We start from the raw sequence: 15,200 nt of genomic DNA on the forward strand, positions 1-15,200 counted from the left end.
AGAGGTGGAGCCTAAACGGCGTGAGGTCACGAGGTAGAGATTTGAGTCCGTGAGCTCAGACCTTACCACTCATCCGTTCTAAAGGACGATGCTGGCAGGCCTTCCTTGTTAAACAGGCTAGGCACTCCAGCGTTATCAAACGCGTATCTCACAGCGACGGGTTTTGCCACGGTGTCGCTTGAAACGACGATGGTGTTATTTTCTATCTTCGCCTTTGCTGGGACAAATTTCTTATCGGCACCTGCGATCACGAAGTTGGTAAGGGTGCCGTCTTTGGCGACCATCGGGGAATCTGTATGGTCAAACGACAGGCGTTTTTTTTCACCTTCGATCATCATATCCTTATAAATCGGACCAGAAAAGACGACATCCTTTTTGCCGTAGTCTTTGGCCAATGCCCAAAGAGCAAGTCGCTTACCGACTTTCTTTTTGTGTGGCGGGTGAATGTTCTTGAAGTCACCGACATCCAAAGTCACCGCGATGCCGACATTTTTGATAGAAAGCGATTGCATCTGAACTTCTCTGAAGAGCGCGCTGTTACTGTGGCGGTAGTCATACGGTGGAAGCTGCACATGGTAGAACGGGAAATCGCCGAGGCCCTACGCATCGCGCCAGCTCTTGATCAGCTTTGGAAACAGCGGTTTATACCATCCTAGGCCAGTGACGTCGTTTTCGCCTTGGTACCAGATGACCCCCTTGATTGTTGATGAGGTCAGCGGGCTGATCATGCCGTTGAACAAGGCTGACGGCCAGCGGGATCCGATGCGAGGCAGGCCTCTCGGACGCTTCGGCTCCGGAACTCCTTCGCTTTCGCCTTATCCGCGCTATCTGCCACACCATCATCTCAGCCTCGTATTTCGCCTTGGCCTTCTCAATTGTCTCGGCGTCCGAGATCTGTTTGACCTCGTGAGCATACATGTTTTTTTCCAAGAGCATTTTACCGGATGTCCACGCCCGGGCAGGCGTTGCCCCCATGGCGGGGCATACCGATCGGAACATTGAGTTCGGTGTGGATTTTTCGACCAAAGAAATAGGGCACAGCCAAAATTCCACCCGCCGTTTTTGGAGTGCACTCGGACCAACTCCCCTTCACATCGTCAGCTGGATACGCCGTGGCAGCACCACGCACATTGAAAAATCTGATTTGCGGGTAGTTTGCTTTGTGACCTCCTGTTTACCATTGGTAGCGTGTGGCAAGCGGAACTCCATGTTCGACTGGCCGGAGCACACCCAGACTTCACCGATAAGGATGTTTTTAAGCTCGATGGTATTATTGCCTTTGACCGTGATAGTGTATGGTCCACCGGCTTTTGGAGTCGTGAGAGACATCTTCCACTTGCCGTCATTTCCGGTCGTCACAGGTTTGGTTGCACCCTTTGCCCAGGAACCTTGAACCTCCACCTTTTCACCTGGAGCAGCCCACCCCCAGAACCTAGCATCGCTCTGCTGTTGGAGAACCATGTTATCCGACAGCACCGCCGGCAGTTTGACCTCGGCAAGGAGATTGCTTGCCCCTGCCGATAAGACCAAAAGGCCAATAGAAAATTTCTTATGCATGTTCATAGATTTGTTTTGTTTGGAAATAGTAAGGGGCAGCCAGTGCCTACATGCCATTAGCCAACGGTTTCTTTGCTCACACCTGCAACAGCTCGTGAGTTTTCAGGTAAGCTTTCTCAAAACGTCTGCCCATCATGATCTAATCTTTGCCGCTGTAGTGAATCATACCTCCATTGGCGGTGATCTGGGATTCCTTCGGGCCATTGAAGTCAGACTCATTCAGTCTGGCTGGTAGTGTTGAATAAACTGCACCCTAGCGAGTTGATTTTTGAAAAAAACAACTTTCTTGAATCCAATTGAGGCGAATAGACGAAGACTAATAATGAACCCACTAAGGGAGTTCTTAACAAAATCCAAAACAAATAGAGACAAAGATTATGAAAATATTAGCTACTACAGCCATACTTAGCGCCATTGCAATGGTATCCCCCATTACCGCTGGCGAGTGCCACACAAAGAAAGTGAACAATATAGTCGAAACCGCGGTTGCAGCAGGCTCTTTTAAGACGCTTGCCGCCGCACTTGAAGCTGCGGGTCTGGTAGATGTTTTAAGTGGTAAGGGCTCATTCACTGTTTTCGCTCCAACTGACGCGGCATTCGCCAAGTTACCCAAAACCACTGTTGAAGATCTCTTGAAGCCAGAAAATAAGTCAAAGCTTCAAGCTCTCCTTAAGTTCCATGTGGTGTCAGGAAATATCGGCCTTTCAGACGCACTTGCCGCTAAAGCTGCCAAATCACTCCAGGGCGAACCTATAAATGTACGCTTCTCTAATGGAAAAGTAAAAATTAATGACGCGTCCTTAATATCTGCAGATATCAAAACTTCTAATGGCGTGATTCATGCAATCGACTCAGTAATGCTTCCGCCCGCACCAAAGAATGATATTGCCAGCGTTGCTAAGAAATCTGGACAGTTCAACACCTTGCTCGCAGCAGTTGGCGCAGCGGGCCTAGATAAAACTCTTTCTGGAAAAAACTCGGTAACTGTCTTCGCCCCCACCGACGACGCCTTCAAAGCGCTATCAAAAGGAACCGTTGAGTCACTACTCAAGCCTGAAAACCTCGATGAGCTCAAAGCCATTCTAACTCTCCACGTAGTGCCCGGCAGAGTCTCTGCGGGCAATGCCCTGAATGCTAAATCATCCAAATCATTGAACGGCGACACACTCAATTTTGGAATCGAAAATGGTCTATTCCAGGTCAATGGAGCAACTATCGTGAAGACCGATATCCAATGCGATAACGGGGTTATACACGTCATTGATTCTGTTATTCTACCAAAAACAAAGATCAATTGTCACTCAGCGTCATCTGACACAAGTCCAAGTCAAATGATAACAAAAGCCATCACAAAAGGTGTGCCTGTTTTTAACCACGGCAATCACAGTAAATGTGCCGACATCTACCAGCAATGCTTGGTATCCCTCACCAAAGCAACGAATGTCGACTGCTCCACACGCGCTATGCTACATACGGTCTTGACTCGCTCGCAAAAAATCAATTGCGATACGACACGCGCTTGGACACTCAGAACCGGCCTAGACAATGCATTAGCCTCAATGAATAAATAATGCCCTCTGTCAACATCAGGAGGGGATTTCTCCCCTCCTGATATATTCAGTTACGAGCAGACTCATTCAGTCAGGTTGTCTATTCTGCCCGACAGTCTGATCTTACTTTTTTTGAGTCGGGTGGATGTATCCTTACTTGTTAGGATAGGCTTACTCGCCAGCACCATGGACGTGGCCGGGTTGACCGTGTGGTGGGTTAGGAGCTTTAGGCTTGGAGGCCGCTGCCTTCATTTTCTGCAGTTGTGGCTTGAAGCTTTCAGCAAACTTGGCGGCTTTTGACTCAGGGGCTGACGCGATGAGTTCATCGATCACCTTGGCGGCACCATCAAAGTTATTGGTGCTTAATAATGGGTTCATTTTTATGCCTAGAATGTTTTGCTTTTCTTCGCCCACCACTTTGTAGTCGGTGATGAACTTATCAACACATGCGATAGCTCCATCGGCCTGACCGGCCTGCATGGCTGCGTTGATATCCGCTCCAAGTTTGGCCAGCGCGTCTTTGCGCTTCTGTTCGGCGACGAAGCCCGATGTATCGGCTGGGTCGAGCTTGGCAATTTGGTCGGTGATGTCACTATAGTGACCGAGTTGATCTTCCGGAAGGGCTTTAAGGACCACGACTAGGGCCTTGGCCTTAGCAACGCCTTCAAGTTTTTCGGCTGCTGCTAGAGCTTGGTCACGGGCGACACGCTTGCTACGTAGCTCATCGAGATGGCTAAGGTACTTTTCAGGGCCGCCAGCTTGGTAACCGGTGCGTGCAAAGGGCCGACCTTTAGCATCCAGTAACAGGATGGTCGGGAAGCCACGGACTCCGTATTTCACCTGCAACTCAGCATTTTGTTTCTGAGCGGCTTCACTGAGCTTGGATTTGTCTTTAGGGAAATCGAGCTCAACCAGCACAAACTTATCAGCGACACCTTTTTTGAATGAGTCGTGTTTAAAAACTTCATCGACGAGCAGCTCTTTGTTTTCAGCCGCAGCTTTTTTCTTAGCGGCTTCGAAGTCGGTCATCCATTCGTCTCCAGCGGCTCTGGCAAAGGAGGCTGTCATTGCCAGAGCTAGGCCGGCGAGTAGTATTTTTTATGATCATAATTTGTGATTGTTTCGATTGGGACGTAGGGAAATGTGATTTTATTCCCCCATTTGTCCAATCATATCGTCACGGATATCGGTTCTTGTCTCATTTCCTGGGTGGTTGACACGCTTTACAGATCGCCCTGCGCAGCTCATTTTTTCTGATCCCATAGATCATACACACTGGGAATAGTCGAAGGTCTGAAGGTCTAAGGTCAAGCTAGCAAAGTCTGGTGACTTTGTGGACCCAGCAATCGCGCCCACGCGATCTCACCGGACTTGCGACCTTAAGACTTTTGACACTGGCTGGTATCGAAGGCTTGAAAGTCGTGCAGGATTCGACATCCAATATTTTCACCATTTGACCGAGACGGTCATTCTACGTAACGCGACCGTCTCGGTCGCTCAAAATAATCCCAGCGAAGCTGCTGACTCACAACGCTCAGACCTCACCAGCAAACTTCCGAACGCCATTCAGGCCCGCCATCCCAACACAACCATGACTGATAGAGCCCCCCATAGACCCAAATCATTTTTCAAGACCCCTTGTAGAATAAGAAATTATTGGAGTTGCAACTCATTTAGCCTGTCTCATAGATTCACTTCCATATGATAAATAATAGATTAATCCTTAGTTTTTACTTGCTGGTTTCTGTCCTAGCATCCGCTGGCGAGCGGGTCGCGCTGTGGCCGGAAGGAAAGATCCCAGATTTTCAAGCCCATCAGATTGCGGCAACCACCCAGCAGGCGCGGGCGCCGGGATTCAAGGCCGCAGAACATACCATGCCGCACCTCGACTGGTACGATGCACCGGCGGAGAAAAACGGTGGATGCATGCTGCTCATTTCCGGTGGCGGTTATAATAACTGCTGCGACGGGGTGTGGATTGACAAGGTCGCGAAAAAGTTCACCGAACTCGGTTTCGTTTGCGTGAACTTGACCTACCGCACGCCGCGTCCGCAGGGCTTGCCGATCCACCAGAGCGCGTGGGAGGACGGACAGCGCGCCGTTCGTCTTGTGCGCAACGACGCGGCAAAGCGCGGCTTCGATCCGGAGAAGATTGGCGTGTTCGGCTTCTCCGCGGGATCGCACTTGACGGTTCTGCTTGCGACGAGCGCGCTCACACCGGCCTACGAGTCGGTCGACGAACTCGACCAGCTTCCCTGCCATGTCAACTGGGCGGTTCCCATCTACACGGCCTACGCTCTCACGGACGGACTCACGGGCCCAACACGCGCGATGGGGATGCGATCGATGTGAAACTCTCGGACGCGTTCAAGTTCGATGCCAAGACCTGTCCGATGGCACTCTTCCATGGCGGGACTGATGTCTATTCGCCGAATGGCTCCACCCAGATCTACCGTCAACTTCGCCGGATGAAGATTCCGGCCGAGCTCCATCTCTTTGCGGATCGCGGCCACGGTTTCATGGGCAACCCGAACAAAGGGGAAGACGGCACCGCTTATGACCACTGGCTCGACCGGATCCCCGAGTTTTTCCGCCAGATGAATTTTGACGGACGTCTCGGCCCGGAAGTGGAGTTAATGACCCGCTATCCGAACGACGATGCGCGCGGCGAATTTCACAAGGAGCCGGTCTGGCCGGAAGGCCGGATGCCGGATGTGCAGGCAAAGCAGTGCCAACCCTACCTTGAGTGGCATATGCCGAAGGAAAGCAAGACCAAGGCGATCCAGATCATCTACTCGGGCGGCTCCTATCAAGGCAACAATCCGAACGGATTCGAAGTGGCACCGGCAAGGCGTTACCTGAACGAAAAGGGCATGACGGTCGTGACGATGAAATACCGCACGCCACGTCCGCAGGGGGGACTGGCGAAACACACGACGGCGTGGCAGGATCTGCAGCGCGCCATCCGAATCGTCCGCAGCAAGGCCGCAGCGAAAGGGCTCGATCCGGACCGCATCGGCATCATGGGTTCCTCGGCCGGCGGACACCTGACGCTCATGGGTGCGACCAGCTCGAAACAACGTTCCTACAGGCCGATCGATGATCTAGACAAGCTTTCCTGCAACGCTCAGTGGGCGGTCGCCATCTATCCAGCCTATGCGCTGACCGATGGCGAGAATTCCCATAACACGACCGGTGGTAACGCGGACGACGCTCGGCTTGCTCCGGAGTTTTCCTTCGACCTTGCGACCTGTCCGATGCTGTTCGTTCACGGCGATGCGGACGGTTGGGCGGCAATGAATTCTGTGAAATGCTGGGAACAACTACGCCGGATGGGAATTCAGTCGGATCTCCACACGCTTGCCAAACGCGGCCATTGTTTCCAGAGGAAGGCCGCCCCGGGCACCGGCAGCTATACCTGGATGGACCGTATTTGGGAGTTTATGAACCACAAGGGGGTCAATCAATAGGTTTGATGTATTGTGAACGTACGGAGAGCCATTTCCCAAAAGTACAAAAAGTAGATCTGGCCTCATGAGCAATATGCCATTCAGGCCCGTCATCACCAAACAACCCTGGCTGATATAGCTGTCCATAGACCCAGACCAATTTCCAAGATCCTTTGTAGAACAAGGGATTATTGGAGTTTTGGGCTCATTTAGTCTGTCTCATAGATCATGAGTGGCACTCCCAAAAAATAGAAAAAAGAACGATGAACAAAAAAGATCCAACATTTTCCCAGCCCTGTTTTCCTAGCACGGCTGAACTGCTTGAGTTGTTGACTCCACCTCGCAAAGAGTGGAAGCAAAAGGTGAGAGATCTAGGCTCTCAGTATTCCGCAGCTTTTATAGCTCCGATAGATTGCATTGATTCGGATGTGCAGCCTTTCTTGGACTGTCACTGCCGTGATAATGCTCACCTAAGATTCAATATAGAGAAGTTTCTCAGCCACGGCTTTCATCCAGTCGTGATTATTTCGCAGGGTAAGTCGCTAGAATTGAAAAAAATTGGCTCTGTGAAAGCAAAAGCTCTGAGCACTTTTGAGGAGGGAAGTGTGTCTTATTCTAAGGCGACACTTCAAGTCCAGCCTTGCCTGGCAGAATTGCAGAAAATGGGAGCGAAGAAGCAATGATGAGTAATCAACTCCCTCCATTAATCTCTCTGGCGTGTATGGGCTCAGACCTATAGAAGGTGAGCTGCTGAACGGCAAAAAACATGAACTTGACCTTCAGCCAAGGAGGCTGTGGTTATGGTTTACCCCGCCATGCGGCTAGGCCTTTGACGGTGCTGGTATAAAGTTCTCCGTTGGAGAATCCGGCTAGACAGATGGGGCGGGAGTTTGAAGTTTTCAGTTTTCAGACTGGTCTGATGAAACCTGTTGTTTATAGCGTGGTGTTGAGTTGGGGGATTGGGTCGGTTGTCGCGGGCTTGCTCCCCCACGCGTCAAGCCGCGCCCGCCGCAGAGCGGTGTCAAGCCACACGCAGTCCAGATCATTAGAATGGTAGCTTTTGAACCAGAAACCAATTGGGGCAATTCTGAAAAATTCTGTATAAAAGGATTTTGGAGTGCTCAAGCAGCTAGTCCTCTAGCCACGTCCGTCGAGGTACTTCCAGTTGCCTTTGATTTTACGGAAGCGTGCGTGCTCGTAGAGATCTTTCAGTTCGCCGTCTTCGTGGCACTGGGCGGTGAACTCGACTTTCCCCTTTTTTTCTTCAGCGGTGCCTTTGCTGGAGCTGATAATGTTGAGCGAGCGCCACATCACAGTGGGGAGGTAGGCATCGAGCTGTTTGCGTAGGTCTTTAGCGCGGGTGTCTGGGTGAGTGGTGCCGAACAGGTAGTCAGGCAGGCGGAAGAAATACGCCGTGTAGCGCGCACGCATCAGTAGCTCGGCAGTCTTCGGCTGAGCTTTGCCGAGGTGGTAGCTGCGGCAGCAATCGTTGTAGGTGTCGCCAGATCCACAGGGGCAATCTGAGCGCAGCCGGATGCGCAGTGGCCGCTCCTCATCGTTTCCTTCAGCTTGGTCGTCGTTAAAGGCTTCTTCGATGATAGGGTCTTCGTTGATAGGCTCTTCGTTGGTGGATTCTTCGTTCATGGGTAGAAATGGCTGTGGTATTAAATTTTGTTAAGGGGCTCGATCGAGCAAGACTATTGCTGAGTGAGGATCCAGACGGGCTTTTCTTTGCCAATGACTGAAGCTCCGGTGCTGACCTTCCATTTGCTAGCATCATCTCCGTCAATGACGAGATCATTTTTGAGTGTGAGCTGCTTGGTGAGAACGTCGTGCTTGGTTTTGTTGAGAGTAGAGAAGAGTGTGGTGCGTACCAGCTGTGAGCTGTGGATCTCGATGTCTTTGTGGCCTAGTGGACGCATGCCGTCGGTGAAAATGTTCCAGCCTCCCTTGGTGTCGGACTCGAAGAGTATGCCGACCCAGAGCGTGCTGGGGACCTTTTTTGCCGATCCTAGTTGGTAGTCCGCTTGCTTGAGGAAGCTCACTGGGTTGTGAACGATGGAGGCGTCTCCCCAGTAGATTCCAGTGGTGTCGTGAGTCTCGGTGAAGGCTGCGAGGGCGTGGCTGAGATCGAGCGCTGCATGCCATGGTGTGCGGTGGATGCTGACGCAGGTCATCGTGTAGTTCGCCTGGTGCTTGAGCATTTGCTTTTCAGCATCTGGCCAATGGAGTGAATTGTTAGCAGCGTAGCGGATGTCGTTGTTAGGGACTGGTAGGGCTTCGAGAGTGGCGACGAAGCGTGACCGGCCGATCCCCCATGAAAACGATTGGGACTCGGGTTTGTAGGTGAATTTGCGAATCTCGTCGGGAGAGTTGAGTCTGAACCATTTGACTAGGGATGCTTTAAGCGCGTCGACTTCAGCGACCTTGGCATTGTTGAGGCAGAGGAAGGCAAACTGGGCTTCGGTGGGTGGGCGCAGAGGGACTAGCCCCGAAGTTGGGATTTCAGCTGTGTTGTCTGCAGCAGGCTCAGCATGCAGAAGTGGCAGGAAAAATAGGCAAAGAAGTCCTAAGAAGCGCATTGGGTTCGTTGTGTATGGATTTTTCTAACGGGGGAGGAGGAGGGATTCTTTATCGAGACCTGTGAGTTTTTCGAGCCCGTTGATCATCATATAGAGAATGTAGCCGGCGACAACCATCATCGGCCCACCGATGGCGGCAAATCCCCAGATTGTGATGCTGCCAACGATTCCATTGTATTCTTCTTTCCAGTTAGGGAGATCGGGCGCGAGGTCATTGAGGAAGTAATGCGCGAGTCCTAGGTTGAGCACAGCACTGAGGCAGAACGAGCCGAAGAAGTAGAGTGTGCACTTCCAGATGAGGCCTTCGTATTGAGAAATGAGGTTATTCTCGGCTACTGATTTCTCGATTCGTTTGATGTCAAAGATCGCGTCGTTGTAGATAAAGGTGCGGAACAGTGGGCTGGTGGAGCGGCGGGTGATCAGGAAAAGCGAGCCGAGGATCAGCGGTTGGATCGCCTCCTTGATGCCAAAGATCCAAGCGACGTGTGGTTTGGCTGAATCGTTCGACCAGAGGTAAATGGTGATGAGGCCGGTGAGTAAAATGGCACCCATGCCAACAGTGGAGAAGATGTTGAGCTTGCGGTGCTTGATCCAGTGCCAAATACCGTAGACCAACGGCAGAGCCAGTGCCACGATCATTGCCCACTTTGGTCCTAGCTGGTAGAGCGCCTCACCTTCTTTACTGAGCTTACTCAGAATAATGGTTGGTAAGAGGACGTTGATAATGATGTTGATCAATGGGTTTTCTTCTTTGGTAGCAGTTTTGCTCATATGCGAAGACTGTTGTGAAGCCCAGTGCTGGCCTATGCAAGCGGGATTTCTATTTTGAAGGGAAACCCGCGAAGTCGTTTTCTAACCGCGAAACAGGCGAAAGGTCCGAAAGGCCAGCTGGATGAAGCGATTTTTGAGCACTGATTACACAGAATAACACAGATTTTTTTCTAAAGCTGGGATGATGAAGCCCGGCTAGATGAAGTGAGTTTTTACCACGAATCTCACGAATCTCACGAATCTCACGGATCGCACGGATCGCACGAATGAGGGAGCCGGGACAATGAAGCGGAAGAAGTTTTCCGAGTTCAGAGAGCCTGCGGCGGTCAATGGTCAAGAGTCATTAGTCAATGGGCTAGACCGATGAAACAAGTGTCAAGCGTGGGTTACGCGCTTCTAATCATAAATTTCAAATAGAGCGCAGCGACTCAAGAAGGATGGTCTAGCTTAACTTCAACAATGAGACAGCGGCTGCGCCGGAAGAAGCTCAAGCGACCGAGACGGTCGCACTACGTAGAAATCCACACCAGCATCAGTCTCTTTAAAACTCTAAGTGAGATTACTAATATTTATTAGAGCGTATTCATCCGAGAACTAGGTGGGCGGAGGTCACCGGCGGACAAAAATAAAAAATTATGGGTGATTTGCAGGGGAATAACAGTACTAGTGTAAGTAAATACAGAACGGAAAGCGAAAACTACAGGCTATTGCATACAGAATATAGGAAATTGGCATTTTTTGTTATCTTCAATAGTTGAGAATCAGATAAAATTTTATGCAATACTATGGCTACTGCTCTTACACCCAGCATGGGCGGAAAAGAAAGTAGACTTTAACCAGGATGTTCGACCCATTTTTTCGGATAAGTGCTATTTCTGTCATGGTCCTGATGCTGGAGACATCCAAGGTGATTTGCAATTGCACACCTTTGAGCACGCGACTTCTGATCGAGCTGGAGCGGGTGCCGCAATCGTTCCTGGGAACGTAGAGAAAAGTTTATTGTGGCAGCGTATTTCCAGGACGGACATGGAGGAGATCATGCCTCCTCAGAAACGGCACATGCCACTCACTGAAACCGAAAAGCAAACCCTCAAGACGTGGATTGAAGAAGGGGCTGAGTATGACAAGCATTGGTCGTTCAACCACTCCCTAAAAAGATAGTGGTGCCTCGATCGGGCAATGGTGAAACAAGGAATGAGGTCGACCACTTCGTACAGAAAACCTTACAGAATAAAGGGTTAGAGCGATCTGCTGAAGCTTGCTCAGATCTACTACTTCGTCGATTGTATATCTCCCTCACAGGGTTGGCCCCGACCTTGGAGCAAATAGCTGAATTTAAAGCGGATAAGAGTGAGGATAAATACGAAAAGTGGGTGGATAAGTTGCTGGAAACTCAAGCCTTTGCTGAGCGTCTGGCGGTAGATTGGATGGATTTGGCTCGCTATGCGGATTCCTATGGTTACCGGAGGGATAATTCGAGAGAGGTTTGGCTCTGGCGCGATTGGGTGCTGAGGTCACTGAAAGCTAATATGCCCTATGACGAATTTTTGACGCACCAGCTAGCGGGGGATTTGATGCCTAATAGCGATGATCAAATGAAACTGGCCACGGCATTCAATCGAATGCACATGCAGAAAAATGAAGGTGGGTCTGTGCCAGATGAGTTTAGGACTGAGTACGTGGCGGATCGCGCGCAAACAGCGACCACAGCATTTATGGGGCTCACTTTGGAGTGTTGCCGCTGTCATGATCACAAGTACGACCCGATTTCGATGAAAGAGTACTACAGCACCTATGCCTTTTTCAACAACATCGATGAAGCGGGTGTGTATTCGTATTTCACCAAGTCCACGCCAAGTCCACGCTAAGTCCACGCTAAGTCCGAGCATGGCTATAATGACTGCAGCTGAAAAAGTAGAGTTGGGGGAGAAAGTGAAAGCCTATCTCACAGCGCTTTCAGCTAGAGATCGTCTGCCGAAGACTGAACAGGCAGCTTTGAAGCAATGGAAGAAAACATGGGACGGGAAAGTGAAAGTGATGGGGGGAATTGGTGAATTCACCTTCGACACCGCCGATAAAGGGAAATTTCCCAACACGATCAATGCCAAGCAAGGGGGAAGCTACAATACGAATTACTCAAAGGTTTCCGAAGGTGAGAAAGGAAAAGCGATGCTGCTCGACGGTGATAGTGCCTTGAACTTCGGTAAAATTGGACCCTACGAACGTCATTTAGATTTTTCCTTAAGTCTGAGGGTCCATGCTGCAAAGAAGTATGATAGAGCAATCATTTTACATAGAACAAGAGCATGGTTAGATGCCGCTAGTCGTGGCTACGAACTGTTGGTAGAGGATGGTAAACTAAGTTTTGCGCTGGTTCACTATTCCCCAGGAAATGAAATACGTGTGCGTTCTGTGAGCGAGTTGCCCATTCAAAAATGGCAACAGATCTCCGTCACCTATGACGGGTCATCAAAAGCAGCAGGAATCAAATTGTATCTGGATGGTGAGCTTCTGGAAACTGAAGTGGTTAAAGATAACCTCACCAAGCATATATTCTATAAACGTGGAATGGATCTGCAAATCGGAGCGAGATTCAGGGATAGAGGATTTAAAGATGGGATGGTGGATGAACTCCGAGTATTCGACCGTAAACTAACAGCCGTTGAAGTCCGCGAGAATTACCAACCAGGAAAAGGTGCGCCGAATGATAAAGAGCTATTTGATTACTTTTCCTCCACTGTGTCTGCTACATACCAAAAGCTCTCTACGGAGTTAAAGGCCAAGCGGAAATCCTTGAATAAATTTCAGGATACGCGGAGCCAAATGATGATCATGAAGGAATTACCTGAACGCAGGAAGACCTACTTGCTCGCCCGTGGTGATTACACCTCACCAGTCAAGAGTGAAGAGATTGAACCGAGTCCGCCGAAAGAGATATTTCCTTTTGGTGAAGAATACTCAAGGGATCGATTGGGGTTGGCTCAATGGCTCACCCATCCAGAGCATCCGCTGACCTCAAGGGTAACAGTCAACCGCTACTGGCAAATGATCTTTGGTGCCGGGATAGTCTCTACGACCAATGATTTTGGCTCCCAAGGGGATTTTCCATCGCACCCACAGTTGTTGGACTACCTGTCCCGTTACTTTATCAATTCTGGCTGGGATGTTAGAGCGTTGATCAAGAAAATGGTGATGTCTCACACCTTCAGGCAAGATTCTAACATGACAGCAGATTCTCATCTAAAAGATCCTGGGAATAAATGGTTATCTCGTGGGCCATCGTACTACTTCACTGCGGAAATGATACGGGATAACGCACTGCACTCGGCAGGTCTGATTAACCATGCTTTTGGGGGGAGAAGTGTGAATCCTAACAAGCCAGATGAGAACCAGTACCGGCGTAGCTTATACACCAACTGGAGGCGTAATACACCTTCCCCAGAAATGTTGATTTTTGGTGCTCCAAGACGTTAGATTTGCTCAGTGAAACGTGAGAAAACCTCGACACCATTGCAGCCACTAGTTTTGATGAATAGTCCGCAGTTTGTGGAGTCCAGTCGGCATATAGCCAAGAACATCATGACCTTAGAGTTAGAAGACGATGGTAAAATGAGGTCGTTGTTCTTGCGTATGACTGGCCGAGAGCCAAGCAAGGAGGAAGTAGCAGTCCTTACCCATTTACTGACTGAACAAAGAGCCTACTTTAAACAATCCCCAAAAATTGCGGATGAGCTGATAAAGATAGGTAAAACAGTAACAAAGATAGCAGATAAACCGGAATTGGCGGCTTGGACGATTGTTGTGAATGCCATGATGAATCTCGATTCCTTCTACATGCTTAGATAAGGAGAACTACAATGGATAGAAGACACTTTTTAAAATCTGCTACAGCACTGGGCCTGGGGCAATCGCTCAACCTGAATGCAGCTGGGAATAGCCTAAATAATGGGCAAGGTATATTGGGGGGAGCACATATCCAGCCGAGAGCAAAGCGTGTGATCTACCTGTACATGGCAGGCGGTCCATCACAGTTCGAAACCTTTGAGAATAAGCCCGAAATGCGTAAACGCCACGGTGAGGAAATGCCTGACTCAGTGATAGGAGAGCAGAAGCTTACCGGCATGTCAGGTAGTCAGTCATCACTGCCTATCGCAGCTAGTCCCTACGACTTTAAGCAGTATGGAGAATGTGGCATGGAGGTGAGTGAGTTGCTGCCACACACCGCTAAGATAGTGGACGAGATCGCCTTGATCAAAACGATATATAGTGAAGCGATCAATCATGGTCCAGCTAACACTTTCATGCAAACTGGCTCGCAAATTGCAGGACGTCCTTCGATTGGAGCTTGGCTAGATTATGGTTTAGGCACAGGCAATCCAAATCTCCCACCCTTCGTGGTTATGCGTACCAAGGGAAAAGTTGGCCAGCCATTGTTTGCTGGTCTTTGGGGCAACGGATTTCTTCCGTCTGAATACCAAGGCGTCATGTTCCGACCAGAGAGCGATCCAGTCTTATTTTTGAATAATCTAGGAGGAATAGCTGATTTCTCACGCCGAGGAGTATAAGACTCCATCCACCAGTTAGAGAAACTACGGCAGCAAAAAATCTATGACCCGCAAATAGCTTCACGCTTGGTCCAGTATGAAATGGCGTACCGCATGCAAGGTGCTATTCCTGAGGCGGTGGACATTAGCATCGAAAGTAAATCAACCTTTGATCTGTATGGAGAGGGCTCAAAAACAGCAGGCACCTTTGCTAACAACTGCATCATGGCTAGACGATTAGCCGAGCGAGGAGTCAAATTCATCCAATTGTATCATCAAGGATGGGATCAGCATGGCGGCTGTGCCAAAGGAGTGAAAAAACAGTGCCAAGAGGTGGATCAAGCCTCCGCAGCTCTGATTATGGATCTTCAACAAAGAGGATTGTTAGATGATACTCTTGTGCTCTGGGGAGGAGAATTTGGCCGTACCGCGTACTCTCAGGGCAAGCTCACCAAAACCGATTACGGGCGTGACCATCACCCGCGCTGCTTCCCAATGTGGATGGCTGGTGGAGGGGTCAAAGGCGGAACCATTTTTGGTAAGACTGACGAGTTTTCCTATAATATAGACTCCGAAGAGAAAATGCATGTGCACGATTTCCACGCCACAGTGTTAAGTCTGTTAGGAATTGATCATGAGCGTCTCACCTACAAGTTCCAAGGACGCTCATTTAGACTAACAGATGTCCATGGTGAAGTGAAGCATGAGCTATTCACCTAAATAGCCTAAGGGCGCCTGCAGAGTGCT

Annotated in this window: 11 protein-coding genes and 2 pseudogenes; 7 read left to right on the forward strand and 6 right to left on the reverse strand. The window is 49.8% G+C overall.

Features of this window, described 5'->3' with window-relative positions; genetic code table 11:
- Positions 1 to 62: 62 nt before the first annotated feature.
- Positions 63 to 572 (reverse strand): hypothetical protein, encoded by a 510-nt coding sequence (locus BSZ32_RS08210; RefSeq protein WP_129589661.1) that lies wholly within the window; start codon positions 570 to 572, stop codon positions 63 to 65.
- Positions 573 to 1,089: 517 nt separating this feature from the next.
- Positions 1,090 to 1,557: an Ig-like domain-containing protein gene (locus tag BSZ32_RS08220; protein WP_129589662.1), complete on the reverse strand. Its 468-nt coding sequence runs from the start codon at positions 1,555 to 1,557 to the stop codon at positions 1,090 to 1,092.
- Positions 1,558 to 1,934: 377 nt separating this feature from the next.
- Here BSZ32_RS08220 and BSZ32_RS18785 point away from each other — a divergent pair, with 377 nt between their 5' ends.
- A complete protein-coding gene (locus tag BSZ32_RS18785) occupies positions 1,935 to 3,128 on the forward strand; it encodes a fasciclin domain-containing protein (protein ID WP_165788732.1) in 1,194 nt (397 codons plus the stop codon).
- 150 nt (positions 3,129 to 3,278) lie between these two features.
- Here the strand turns inward: BSZ32_RS18785 and BSZ32_RS08235 are convergent, their stop codons facing one another.
- Complete coding sequence (locus BSZ32_RS08235; RefSeq protein WP_105043001.1) at positions 3,279 to 4,175, reverse strand: thioredoxin family protein; 897 nt, start codon at positions 4,173 to 4,175, stop codon at positions 3,279 to 3,281.
- A 633-nt stretch (positions 4,176 to 4,808) separates the two neighbouring features.
- Here BSZ32_RS08235 and BSZ32_RS19225 point away from each other — a divergent pair.
- Both BSZ32_RS19225 and BSZ32_RS19230 read left to right on the forward strand, forming a co-directional pair.
- Positions 4,809 to 5,459, forward strand: coding sequence for an alpha/beta hydrolase (locus BSZ32_RS19225; RefSeq protein ID WP_206018768.1), 651 nt, complete (start codon positions 4,809 to 4,811; stop codon positions 5,457 to 5,459).
- On the forward strand, positions 5,456 to 6,577 hold the full coding sequence (locus BSZ32_RS19230) for a prolyl oligopeptidase family serine peptidase (RefSeq protein WP_206018769.1): 1,122 nt from the start codon (positions 5,456 to 5,458) through the stop codon (positions 6,575 to 6,577). Before BSZ32_RS19225 ends, BSZ32_RS19230 begins: the two co-directional genes overlap by 4 nt.
- 1,116 nt (positions 6,578 to 7,693) lie before the next feature.
- Here BSZ32_RS19230 and BSZ32_RS08250 read toward each other — a convergent pair.
- From BSZ32_RS08250 to BSZ32_RS08260, 3 genes are read right to left on the reverse strand one after another with little or no spacing between them, the layout of a single operon-like run.
- A complete protein-coding gene (locus tag BSZ32_RS08250; RefSeq protein ID WP_165788733.1) occupies positions 7,694 to 8,200 on the reverse strand; it encodes a YchJ family protein in 507 nt (168 codons plus the stop codon).
- Between the two features lie 53 nt (positions 8,201 to 8,253).
- Positions 8,254 to 9,138: a hypothetical protein gene (locus BSZ32_RS08255; protein ID WP_105043003.1), complete on the reverse strand. Its 885-nt coding sequence runs from the start codon at positions 9,136 to 9,138 to the stop codon at positions 8,254 to 8,256.
- Positions 9,139 to 9,162: 24 nt separating this feature from the next.
- The gene (locus BSZ32_RS08260) at positions 9,163 to 9,909 is read right to left on the reverse strand and encodes a VC0807 family protein (protein WP_105043004.1); all 747 of its coding nucleotides are present in this window, start codon (positions 9,907 to 9,909) and stop codon (positions 9,163 to 9,165) included.
- Positions 9,910 to 10,647: 738 nt separating this feature from the next.
- Here BSZ32_RS08260 and BSZ32_RS20070 point away from each other — a divergent pair.
- The 4 genes and pseudogenes from BSZ32_RS20070 (at position 10,648) to BSZ32_RS08290 (ending at position 15,173) form a co-directional block, all read left to right on the forward strand.
- Positions 10,648 to 11,070 (forward strand): c-type cytochrome domain-containing protein, encoded by a 423-nt coding sequence (locus BSZ32_RS20070; protein WP_165788734.1) that lies wholly within the window; start codon positions 10,648 to 10,650, stop codon positions 11,068 to 11,070.
- Positions 11,070 to 11,777, forward strand: a complete 708-nt coding sequence (locus tag BSZ32_RS08275; RefSeq protein WP_165788735.1) for a DUF1549 domain-containing protein — start codon at positions 11,070 to 11,072, stop codon at positions 11,775 to 11,777. The genes BSZ32_RS20070 and BSZ32_RS08275 overlap by 1 nt, the downstream gene beginning before the upstream one ends.
- 301 nt (positions 11,778 to 12,078) lie before the next feature.
- Positions 12,079 to 13,755, forward strand: a pseudogene (locus BSZ32_RS08280) (DUF1553 domain-containing protein).
- Positions 13,756 to 13,766: 11 nt separating this feature from the next.
- Positions 13,767 to 15,173, forward strand: a pseudogene (locus BSZ32_RS08290) (DUF1501 domain-containing protein).
- Positions 15,174 to 15,200 lie beyond the last annotated feature (27 nt).

The organism is Rubritalea profundi, assembly GCF_002954445.1.
In the GTDB taxonomy this organism is placed as follows: Bacteria; Verrucomicrobiota; Verrucomicrobiia; order Verrucomicrobiales; family Akkermansiaceae; genus Rubritalea; species Rubritalea profundi.

Excerpts from the sequence above, each read along its gene's own strand:
- BSZ32_RS08220 (WP_129589662.1), bottom strand. The coding sequence starts at position 1,557 with ATGCATAAGAAATTTTCTATTGGCCTTTTGGTCTTATCGGCAGGGGCA.
- BSZ32_RS19225 (WP_206018768.1), top strand. The coding sequence starts at position 4,809 with ATGATAAATAATAGATTAATCCTTAGTTTTTACTTGCTGGTTTCTGTC.
- BSZ32_RS08235 (WP_105043001.1), bottom strand. The coding sequence starts at position 4,175 with ATGACAGCCTCCTTTGCCAGAGCCGCTGGAGACGAATGGATGACCGAC.
- BSZ32_RS18785 (WP_165788732.1), top strand. The coding sequence starts at position 1,935 with ATGAAAATATTAGCTACTACAGCCATACTTAGCGCCATTGCAATGGTA.
- BSZ32_RS08250 (WP_165788733.1), bottom strand. The coding sequence starts at position 8,200 with ATGAACGAAGAATCCACCAACGAAGAGCCTATCAACGAAGACCCTATC.
- BSZ32_RS08255 (WP_105043003.1), bottom strand. The coding sequence starts at position 9,138 with ATGCGCTTCTTAGGACTTCTTTGCCTATTTTTCCTGCCACTTCTGCAT.
- BSZ32_RS08260 (WP_105043004.1), bottom strand. The coding sequence starts at position 9,909 with ATGAGCAAAACTGCTACCAAAGAAGAAAACCCATTGATCAACATCATT.